The following is a 10,434-nucleotide window of genomic DNA, read 5'->3' on the forward strand; positions in this document are numbered from 1 at the left end:
GGCCGAAGCCGGTCGCCCGGTGCCGCCGCAGCTGCTCGACCTCCTTGAAAGACCCCGCGTCCAGGAGGAGCTCGATGCGCTCACGGGCGGTGAGCTTGCCCTTGGCGTGCTGGGATTCGGTCGCCTTGTCACTGGGGCCGGCCGCGGCCTGCTCCCGGATGGCGCGCAGCTCGGCGACGGGTCCGGTCGCCTGACGGTCCTCAGGGGCCCGTTCTCGCAAGGGTGTTGCCATGACACTCTCTTCCTCTCACGCCGCTGGGGTGGTCTCCAGGAGGCCCGCACCGTCTTGCGTGCGCAGCAGCGCGCACACATCGCGCAGACCCGACTCGAGTCGGGCGACTTCCTCGTCGCCGATATGGATCGAGGGCTCGAAGCGCAGGGTGTTCGGGGAGCTGGCGGTCGGGAAGGTACGCACCCGGTGGGTGCGAAGGAGCTTGCCCGCGAGTGCGTAGCCGAGGGTGGCGCCCTCGGCGTGCTGCCGCAGTTCCTCGATCCCGGATTCCGACTGGTCCTGGAACTCCAGGCCCGCCATCAGGCCCCTGCCGCGGACATCGCGTACGACGTCGGGGAAGTCCCGCTGCACGGAACGGAGCATCTCGATGAGGTGGGCCCCGCGCTCGGCGGCCTTGCGGTAGGCCGCGCCGTCGTCGGCCTCCAGGAGATCCAGGACCTTGAGTCCGATGGTGGTGGAGAAGTAGTCCTTGGCGAAGGTCGAGCTGTGCACCAGCTCGAACTGCGGGCGGTAGAGCGAGGAGCGGGCCAGCATCACGGCGGCCTTGGCGAGTCCGCCGCCCAGGCTCTTGGCCAGGGCGTAATAGTCGCCGCGCAGGCCGATGCCGGTACTGGCGAGGAAGGTGCCGGTACGGCCCATGCCGCTCTGCACCTCGTCGACGACGATCGGGCAGCCGGCCCCCGCGCAGGCTGCCTGGATCAGCGCGGCGCTCTCCGCGTCGAGCACCTGGATGCCGCCCTCGCCCTGGACGGGTTCGAGGACGAAGGCGCACAGCAGCGGCAGCGGGCGGCTCACGACCGTGATCTCGTTCCCGGTCACGGCCAGGTCGAGGAGGTCGACGCGCTCCTCCTCGAAGATCTTCGGCAGCGCCGGGAGGTCCTCGCGGGTGATGAAGCGGGCCGAGGTGCCGAGAGCCGCGAACGGGATGCGGTAGGCGGCGTTGTGGGTGAGCTGGACGCTGCCCATCAACTTGCCGTGGAATCCGCCCTCCAGGGCGAAGAGCAGCGGCTCGACGCCCGCGCGGGCCGCGTTGACCTCGGTGATCCGGGTGGCGAGCGCTTCGAGGCCGACGGGCTCGGGCGCGGTGGCGTCGAGGCCGACGGCGAGGGCGGCTTCGGCGGGCACGCTCGCCGTGCCCGCGGCCACGGCGGCGCGGGCCGCCTCGATGTGCTCCGCGATCTCGGCCTGGAGTTCGGCGACCTTCAGGGCACGGTCGAGTTCCGCGTGCTTGACGGCGATCTCCACGGCCTCGGCGCCGCTGTTGGCGAAGACGGCGTTGTACGTCTCGTCCTCGCCGGTCTCCCGGCTCACGATGGCGGTGAGCCGTGCGGCCAGCTCGGTCGCGTAGGGGTGCCGGGAGAACTGGGCGTGCACGGGTGCGCCCGCGGCCAGCATCTCCTGGGCCAGGGCCACGATCTCGGGGTGGTTGTGGCCGAACATCAGCGAGCCGTAGCCCCCGGCGAAGTCGACCACGGGGATCTCGTTCCCCTGCTCGTCGAGCCGGTAGAGGTAGTCGCCCTCGGCGCGCACATAGTGGGCGTCGAGGCCGACGGTGGACAGCCAGCCGAGCAGATGTGATTCGGCGAGGTCTAGGTCGGCCATGGTCGGGTCAAGCCTCCGTGGTCGGTGGATGGTCGGGGGCGGAAACAGATCAGGGACAGGTCCGAAGGACGGTGTGGCGGGGTGGCGGTGCGCCGGTCGACGGTGCGAGGTCGAGTGCCTGCACCCCGCCCCCCGTAGCGCACCGCCCCACGCTCAGTGGAACGCGGTGACCGTCGGCCCGATGTCGAGCAGCGCGCGGCCGTAGTCCTCGATGATCAGGGGCAGGGCCAGGTGGTTGTGGCGGCTGCCGACCTCCAGGTCACGCCAGTAGGCCTGGACCGGGTTGGTGTTGCCGAAGCCACCGGTGCCCGCGATGTGCAGGATCTGCTGCATGGCCTCGCGGGAGCTGGTGAGTGCGGACGCCGAGTGCATCCGGGCGCGGGCGCGGGCCACCCGCGGGAGCTCCTCGCCGGGCAGCAGCCGGTCGAACTCGTCGGCCACGTGCAGCATGTGCAGATACGCGGTGTCCACCAGGTGCGTCGCCTCGGTGAACGCCCGCTGGATGGCGGGGGATTCGGCGGCGCGGCGGTAGGTGGAGTAGACGATCGGCTTGCCCTTGGCGAGGGTCTCGCCCGCCACGTCGAGCGCGCCGCGGGCGGCGCCGACCAGGGCGGAAAGGGAGTGCAGATTGCCCCTGACCAGGTCGGTCGGGCCGAGCAGCTCCTCGAACCGGTCGAAGTTGTCCTTCTCGACGACGAGAATGCGCCGGTCGGGCACGAACACGTCGGTGAGGGTCATCGCGTGGGTGCCGGTGCCGCGCATGCCGGCCACGTTCCAGGAACGGGTGACCTGGATGTCTTCGAGCGCCACGAGGGCGTTGGCGGCACCGATCTGGCGCTCGCCGTCGAAGAGCGGGATGGCGACGCACAGCGCCCAGTCGGAGATCTCGCAGCCCGAGGCGTACGGGAATTTCGCGTTGATCTTCAGTCCGCCCGGCACCTTCTCGGCGCGTGCGCCGGGTCCTGTGCCCGCGGAGAGCAGGATCGCGTCCGGGTTGTCGCCGAAGATCTCCTCGGTGGCCTCGTCGTCGAGGATGAGGGTGAACTCGGTGGACGCGGCGTGGTTGGCGACGATCCACCCGGTGGAGGCGCAGCCGCGGCCCACCTCGGCGATGATCTCGACCTGGGTGCGCATGCTGGGGTGCAGCCCGCCGTGGGCGACCGGCGTCGTGAGCCGGAACAGGCCGGACTTGCGCAGGGCGTCGAGGTTCTCCGGGGCAGGGTTGCCGAGCTGCTCGGTGCGGTCGATGTTGGACCGCAGCAGCGGGATGAGTTCGCTGGCCCGGGCGATGAGCTCCTGCCCGCCTACAGATGATTCGGTGGCCGGGACGGTCGTGGTCATGCTGCTCCTCTGGTCTGTGCCGTCTTTCCTGAGAGCGCCCTGTAATTTCTTCAAAGGGCCCTGACATTCCGTGAATTGACCGCATACTTTCTGAACAGGTCGCTGCCACCGCCGTGCTGACTGCCGCAATGGCCAATTCACCGTATCCGGTCCGGAAGTAGCCGGGTCATTTCTGGTTCTCGGACCGGTAACCGGCTACTCGGAAAGGGTGCAAGGTCGCCCAGTTATCCGGCAGTTGACGCCTATTCACCGGCCCTCGGTAGCGTGGCGCACGTCGATCGCGCGACAAGATTCGCGATCGCCCTGCGAACCAGACGGAGGCAAAGCCGTGGGAATTTCAGGCCGGGGTCGCGCGATCGTGCTCGGCGCGGGTATGGCGGGACTGTTCGCCGCGCGGGTGCTCGCCGACGCGTACGACGAAGTCGTAGTGGTGGAGCGTGATGTTCTCACCGACGGCAACGACCCACGCCGCCGGATTCCACAGGGAAGACATGTGCACGGGCTGCTCTCCCGTGGACAGCAGATCATCGAGGGCTTTTTCCCCGGTATCACCCGGGAGTTCACCGCGGCCGGGGCCGCACACGGCGATGTCACCGGCGATGTCCGCTGGATACTGGAAGGCCGGGCCATCCGGCAGCCGCGCTCCGGCCTGGAACTGGTGTCGGCGAGCCGGCCGCTCATCGAGCACACGGTGCGCGCCCGGGTGCAGGCGCTGCCCGCGGTGCGGCTGCTCGAGCAGACCGGCGTGGTCGAGCTGGTCACCGACGAGAGCGGCGGCAGGCGCATCACGGGCGCCGTCCTGTCCGGCGCCGACGGCACCACCCGTACCCTCGGCGCCGATCTGGTGGTGGACGCCTCCGGGCGCGGCTCGCGCACCCCTGTCTGGCTGGGCGAGTGGGGCTATCCCGCGCTCGAGGAGGAGGCCTTCAAGGTCGGCCTCGGGTACACGACCCGCCATTACGACGTCCCGGAAGGGGCCATGGGCGACGATCTGTCCGTGCACGTGGTGGCCTCGCCCGGGTCCCCGCGCGGCGGCGTGTGCGCACGGGTCGACGGCGGCCGCACCGTGGTGACCGCCTACGGCATGGACGGCGACCACCCGCCCACCGACGAGGAGGGCTTCCTCGACTTCCTGAAGTCCCTTGCCGCGCCGGATGTGTACGACATCGTGGCCTGCGCGGAGCCGGTCGACGACCTGGTGCCGTACCGCTTCCCGGCGAATCTGCGCCGCCACTACGAGCGCCTCGGCTCCTTCCCCGACGGGCTGCTCGTCGTCGGCGACGCGGTGTGCAGCTTCAACCCGACCTACGCGCAGGGGATGACGGTCGCGGCGATCGAGGCGACCATCCTGGCGGACCATGTGGGCCGCCCCGGTGAGCCGCAGGCCGTCGAGTTCTTCGCGGACCTGGCCCGCGTCGCCGTCGACACCCCCTGGGACCTGGCGCTCGGCAACGACATCGCGCGCCTGGGGCTCGCCGGCCCCGACACCCCCGAGCAGCAGCAGACCAGCCGGCTGCTCGCGGCGGCCGCTGAGTACGACGAGGTGGCCGTGGCGTATATCCGCGTCGCCAGCCTGCTCGACGGGCAGGAGGCGCTCGGCGCCCCCGAGATCACCCGGCACATCGCGTCCGGCGCCGAATCGAAGACGGCCGCCGGTTCCACGACGGGCTCCGCTCCCGGCGGTGCCGCCGGCGCCGTGCGTCCCGCCGTGCGCAGCAGCAGCGGAGGCGAGGTCGTCCCGATCACCACCGGCGGCCTCACCTTCGACGTGGAGATCGCCGGGCCGCAGGACGGCGAGCCCGTGGTGCTGCTGCACGGCTGGCCGCACCACTTCGAGTCCTGGACCGATGTCGTGCCGGCCCTGAACCTGGCCGGTCTGCGCACCATCGCTCCCAACCAGCGCGGCTACTCCCCCGGCGCCCGCCCGGACGCCGTCGAGGAGTACGCGCTGCCGCTGCTGGCCGGGGACGTCCTCGGCATCCTCGATGAACTCGGCCTGGAGAGCGCCCATGTCGTGGGACACGACTGGGGCGCGATCGTGGCCTGGTATCTCGCCGCGCACCACCCCGGCCGGGTCCGGACGCTGACCGCCGTGGCCTTCCCGCACCTGGACGCGTACCAGCACGCCTATCGTGTCGACCCGGAGCAGCAGCGGTCGTCGAGGTATATCGACCTGCTGACCGCCGAGGGTTCCACGCAGTACTGGCTGGACGACGACGCGGCCAGGCTGCGCGGGCTTCTCGCGGGCGCGGACAACGCGCTCACCCCACAGCAGCAGGCCCGCTACATCGACTTCCACACCCGGCCCGGCACCTTCCACGCCGCCCTGAACTGGTACCGCGCGGGCACCCTCCTGGACGGGCGCAGCGACATGGGCGAGGTGACGGTGCCGACGACGTTCATCTGGAGCGTGGCCGACGAGTCGGTCAGCACGCTGGCGGCGGAGAAGACCGCGGAGTACGTGTCCGCGCCCTATCGCCTCGTCACGCTCCGCGGGGTCTCGCACTGGCAGCCCCAGGAGGTTCCGGGCCTCGTCGCCGACGAGATCCTCGCCCGTGTCGACGGCTCCGCGGAGTCGGAGCGTTGAGCACGGCGGCCGCAACGAAGGGAGACACAGTGGACAGCAGATGGTTCCGCCGGTTCGGGTCCGCACAGGACGGCGGGCTCAGGCTGGTGTGCTTCCCGCACGCCGGGGCCTCCGCGACCGCGTTCCTGCGCCTGGCGCGGACACTGCCCGAGGGCCTCGACGTCCTGTCCGTGCAGTACCCGGGGCGGCAGGACCGGCGCCATGAGGAGCCGTCGCGGAGTCTGACCGCGCTGGCCGAGGCCGTCGCCGATGAGCTGGCGGACTCCGCGGACGAGACGTATGCGTTCTTCGGGCACAGCATGGGAGCGGTCGTGGCGTACGAGACGACACGGCTGCTCGCCGAGCGTGAAGTGCCCTGCCCCAAGCATCTGTTCCTGTCGGGCCGTGGCGCGCCTAGCCCGCAGCCGAGCGTCCACGACCGGCTCGCCACCGACGCCGACGTGCTGGCCGCGGTCCGCCGCCTCGGCGGCACCGACCAGGCCGTGCTCCAGGACCCGGAGCTCCTGGAGATGGTGCTGCCCGTGCTGCGCGCCGACTACCGGGCGCTCGGCTCGTACACCTGGCGCGGCGGCCCGCCGCTCGATGTGCCGGTGACCACCCTGGTCGGGGACCGCGATCCGGTGGTGACGGTGCAGGAAGCGGTGGAGTGGCAGGAGCACACCCGGGCCGACTTCGCCCTTGAGGTCTTCCCCGGCGGCCACTTCTACCTGGACGAGCAACTGCCGGGCGTGGCGACGGTGATCACGGACGGGGTGCTGGCGGAGGTGTCGTCCGGGAGATGAACAACCGGCCGTCGCCCTGGTGACCGCTACCTCGCCCTCCGGGCTGTCCTCAATCGCCGGACGGGCTCCATATATCCCCGTGTACCGGAAGGCTCTCGGCCTTCCGGTACACGGTCACCAAATCAAGCCCGTCCGGGGGCACCTCCCCGCGGTAGCTGGGGGAGTTCGAGGACAAGCCCGGAGGGCGGCCTACGGTGCGGTGGTCGACGGCACGGTGGACAGATCCACCAGCGACTCCCCCGTACCGAGCCGCACTCGGGGAGACGCGTCGAGCCGCATCAGCGTCCGCAGCAACGCGCGGCGCCGGGAGCGCGGTGCCTCGTCCCGGAGCGCCTCGCTGATCACCGCCGTGGGCAGGGCAAGTTGGCCCTGGTGCATCTTCGCCAGGAGGATGTCGGAGAGCCGGTCGACGGTGGCGTCCGTCGGATGCGGCAGCGTCAGCGTCGTGCCCTGTGCCTGTCCGCTGCCCCACGCGGGCCGGCGCCGCAGCAGATCGGGGCGGGCCGCGACGATGAGCATGACGGGCGAGGGCCCCGCGCCGGCGACGAACCGTTCGAGGAACTCCAGGCTCTCGTCGTCCAGTTCGTGTGCGTCGTCGACGACGATCACCAAGGGATGGTTCAGGGCTACGGCGTTCAGGAGCCGGCAGCCCGCCGCACGCAGCGGCTCCAGGCGGTGCGGCGCCGGACCGTGCTCCCCCGCGGTGATCAACTCGGTGACGCAGGCGCCGACTTCGGTGGCCTCGGCCTGGTCGGCGATGCATCCGTAGGCGACCTGCCGCACAAGCCCCGCGCCGGTGGCCGCGTCCGTGCCGGCCGGTGCGCCGCACAGGGCGAGCAGCAGATTGCCGAGCAGTCCGAGCGGACGGCCGGCGCCCTCGGGTCCGCTCACCAGGAACTCCGCGTCGTCCCAGCGGGCCGTCGCGCGCCGCTCGAATTCCAGGGCGAGCCGGGTCTTGCCGACGCCGCCCTCGCCGAGGACGGTGACGAGCTGGGCGACCGAGCGATGCCGGGAGCGGCCCAGGAGACCGCTCAGGACGTCGAGTTCGTAATCCCGGTCGACGATCGGGATGGAGGGGTGGGCCAGGGAGCGCCACTGCACGGAGCGCGCCCGCCAGCCCGCCGCCGCCCCGCCCGATGGGGTGTAGCTGACGCCCGTGGTCCCGCCCGTCTGGGCGCGGGTCCGCTCGCAGACCCGTGCGGTGCCGGCGGCGGTGTGCGCCATCAGGGTGCGGCAGGTGTCGAGCACCGGGCCCGCCAGCATGGGCGCGGCGTCCGGTTCGGCGTCGAGCCGGAACAGCTGGGCCTCGCCGGTCACCACGGTGGCGCGGACGCAGACCGCCACCGCCCCGTGGGAGCGCGGTTCGAGCAGTGCGAGGGCGGTGGAGACGGCGCGCTTGGCCGCCTCGGCGCCGGTGAACACGGCGAGCAGCGCGGGCCCGGCGGGCGCGGCGACGGTGCCGCCGAAGTAGCCGGCCGTGTCCCACAGGGTCTCCGCCACCGATGCCAGGCCGGACTCCGCGCCCATGCCCTCGGGGGCGGCGCGCCGGTCGTCCACCGCGGCCTGGACCATCACGACGCTGCACGCCTGCCGCGCGACCCCCGCGCGCGCGGAAAGGGCGGGCGCCGCGGTGGACGCGGCGAGCGCCTCCCCCTCCGGTACGGCCGCCGGCTCGGGGTGCCCCGGCGCCGGCGTCTCCGGGTGCTCCGGGTGTTCCGGCACCTCATGCGCCTCTTGGCGCAAGGGCGCTGCCACGCGCTCGGCCGCGGCGACGGCCGTGCGGGTGTGCTGTTCGGTGCGCTGGCGCGGCACGGCCGCCCGCGGGGCCGGTTCGGTCCCTGAGGGCTGCTCGGCCCGGGGCGCGGGCTCGGTCCGGGGCGCGGGCTCGGTCCGGGGCGCGGGCTCGGTCCGGGGGCGTGGGGTGACCGGGGCGAGCAGCGAGTCGTCGTGGCGCAGAATGGCCTGCTGCAGCCACTGCAGGCTGCGACCCGGTTCGAGGCCGAGCTGTTCCACCAGCTCACGGCGCATCCGGTTGTAGGTGCTGAGGGCGTCGGTGTGCCGTCCGCAGCGGTAGAGGGCGAGCATCAACTGCCCGCACAGCCGCTCCCGTAGCGTCCCCGCCTCGACGGCGGCCTCTATCTCGCGCAGTACGGAGTGATGGCGGCCGAGCGACAGCTCCGCGTCGAAGTAGTCCTCAAGGACGTCGATCCTGGTGTTCTCCAGGCCGGCCAGCTCGGGCCAGTCGAAGCCCGCCTCGACGAGGTCGGCGAGCGCGGCGCCGCGCCACAGGCCGACTGCCTCGCGCAGGGCCGTGGCGGCCCGTGGTGCGGAGCCCTCCGCGAGGTGTGCCTGCCCTTCGTCGGCGAGCCGCCGGAACTTGTACAAGTCGACGGTCTCCGGCTCCAGTTGCAGGACGTAGCCGGGCGGCCGGGTGATCAGCGACGGGCCGTCGCCGTCGTCGCCGCCCTGTCCGGAGGCGAGCGCGCCGCGCAGTCCCCAGATGGCGTTGTGCAGGATCTTGCGGGCCGTGTTGGGTGCCTCGTCGATCGGCCACAGGGCGTCCATCAATGCGCTGGTGGAGACCACCCGGTTGGCGTTGAGCAGGAGAAATCCCAATACCGCGCGCTGCTTTGTGCCCTGAATCGGCACGGTGTCACCGTGATCGGTGAGTTCCAGCGGCCCAAGAACACGGAACCTCATGGGTGTTCCCACTCCTCCCTGGGACGGGGCAGTCCGGCGGTGGCGCGACGTCGCGCCGTCCGCTGCGGACTGCCGTTTCGGCTGCCGCCGCGCCGTGGGGTGCACGGGGTGCGGCTCGGTGATGGGGCGGGCGCCGTTGGTGGGGGACGACGTCTTCGTCTGCTCGGTCTGCCCGGTGGCGCTGTGCTGTCCGGTGTCCGGGCCCGCTCTGCGGCGGATCCTGGCGGGCGCTCCCCGCGATGGAAGTTCGCACTCCAGTTCGCCCGGGGGTGGGGCCCGTAGCGTTGCCGGGGGCGGTTCAGGCCGGGCGCGGGCGCCTGCGCGCCGAGCCGGGGCCGCTCAGTGTCCGCTCTCTGTCCGGTCCCGGATTTCTCATGCTCCGATGGTGCGGGTACCTCGCCGCGGCGGGCTACGGGAACCTCGGTAAGTCGCAGCGGTAGCCGGGCGGGCCGGTGGCCAGCGGTGATGGGGCGCCGGTGAGCGGCCGGTGAGCGTGTGCGGGCCCCTCGTGGCGGGGCGTCCTGGAGGGGCACCCGGCGGGACCGGAAGGTCCCGTTCGGCCGGTGCGAGCGCGGGGGATACGGAGGACACCGGCCGAACGGGGGTCTGGGATGCGGCCCTTGACACGGAAGGCACGCGGTACGGCGAGCGGCCGATGACCGGCTCAGGCCTGCCCGACGGCCGCCGTCACGCCCTCGACCACCGCGTGGTCCCGGGCCAGGGGGCCGGCCACGGTCGAGCCGCCGGGCGAGCCGAGTTCGTTGAACACCTCGGCACTCGCGGTCCCGAACGCGCTCCACTTCTCCGGCAGATCCTCCTCGTAGAAGATCGACTCGACCGGGCAGACCGGCTCGCAGGCACCGCAGTCCACGCATTCGTCGGGGTGGATGTAGAGCATCCGTGGGCCCTCGTAGATGCAGTCCACGGGACACTCCTCGATGCACGCCTTGTCCTTGACGTCTATGCAGGGCTGCGCGATTACGTAGGTCACGGGAACTCCTCGTGGTCGGTGCGATGGACCCTTGGGGCCTCAGCGGGCGACGGTCCAGGTATCGCCTCCGGTGAGCATGGTGGCGAGGTCGCCCTTGCCGTTCTGCTCGATGGCGGCGTCGAGTTGGTCGGTCATCTGGGTGTCGTAGACGGGCCGGTCGACGCTGCGCAGGACTCCGATGGGGGTGTGGTGCAGGGTG

Annotated in this window: 7 protein-coding genes and 1 pseudogene; 2 read left to right on the top strand and 6 right to left on the bottom strand. The window is 71.9% G+C overall.

Translation table 11 applies throughout. The annotated features are described in order from the left end of the window. The 3 genes from ACFQVC_RS42075 to ACFQVC_RS42085 all read right to left on the bottom strand — a co-directional run. A partial coding sequence (locus ACFQVC_RS42075; protein ID WP_381841968.1) for a carboxyl transferase domain-containing protein occupies positions 1–232 on the bottom strand: 232 nt, incomplete at its 3' end. A 15-nt stretch (positions 233–247) separates the two neighbouring features. Next, entirely contained in the window at positions 248–1,834 is a 1,587-nt protein-coding gene (locus ACFQVC_RS42080; RefSeq protein ID WP_381841971.1) for an aspartate aminotransferase family protein, read from the bottom strand. 153 nt (positions 1,835–1,987) lie between these two features. Beyond that, the gene (locus tag ACFQVC_RS42085; protein ID WP_381841974.1) at positions 1,988–3,175 is read right to left on the bottom strand and encodes an acyl-CoA dehydrogenase family protein; all 1,188 of its coding nucleotides are present in this window, start codon (positions 3,173–3,175) and stop codon (positions 1,988–1,990) included. A gap of 328 nt (positions 3,176–3,503) precedes the next feature. On the opposite strand from ACFQVC_RS42085, the gene ACFQVC_RS42090 reads away from it, so the two are divergent. Next, positions 3,504–5,762 (top strand): alpha/beta fold hydrolase, encoded by a 2,259-nt coding sequence (locus ACFQVC_RS42090; RefSeq protein WP_381841977.1) that lies wholly within the window; start codon positions 3,504–3,506, stop codon positions 5,760–5,762. Between the two features lie 29 nt (positions 5,763–5,791). Continuing rightward, entirely contained in the window at positions 5,792–6,544 is a 753-nt protein-coding gene (locus ACFQVC_RS42095; protein ID WP_381841980.1) for a thioesterase II family protein, read from the top strand. 189 nt (positions 6,545–6,733) lie between these two features. Here ACFQVC_RS42095 and ACFQVC_RS42100 read toward each other — a convergent pair whose 3' ends face one another. From ACFQVC_RS42100 to ACFQVC_RS42110, 3 genes and pseudogenes are all read right to left on the bottom strand, one after another. After that, positions 6,734–9,244, bottom strand: a complete 2,511-nt coding sequence (locus ACFQVC_RS42100) for a BTAD domain-containing putative transcriptional regulator (RefSeq protein ID WP_381841983.1) — start codon at positions 9,242–9,244, stop codon at positions 6,734–6,736. Between the two features lie 664 nt (positions 9,245–9,908). Further along, positions 9,909–10,235 (bottom strand): ferredoxin, encoded by a 327-nt coding sequence (fdxA, locus tag ACFQVC_RS42105; RefSeq protein WP_381841986.1) that lies wholly within the window; start codon positions 10,233–10,235, stop codon positions 9,909–9,911. A 39-nt stretch (positions 10,236–10,274) separates the two neighbouring features. Continuing rightward, positions 10,275–10,434 (bottom strand): annotated as a pseudogene (locus ACFQVC_RS42110) (2-oxoacid:ferredoxin oxidoreductase subunit beta); the annotation flags it as partial.

Source organism: Streptomyces monticola (assembly GCF_042665355.1).
GTDB classification, from domain to species: domain Bacteria; phylum Actinomycetota; class Actinomycetes; order Streptomycetales; family Streptomycetaceae; genus Streptomyces; species Streptomyces monticola.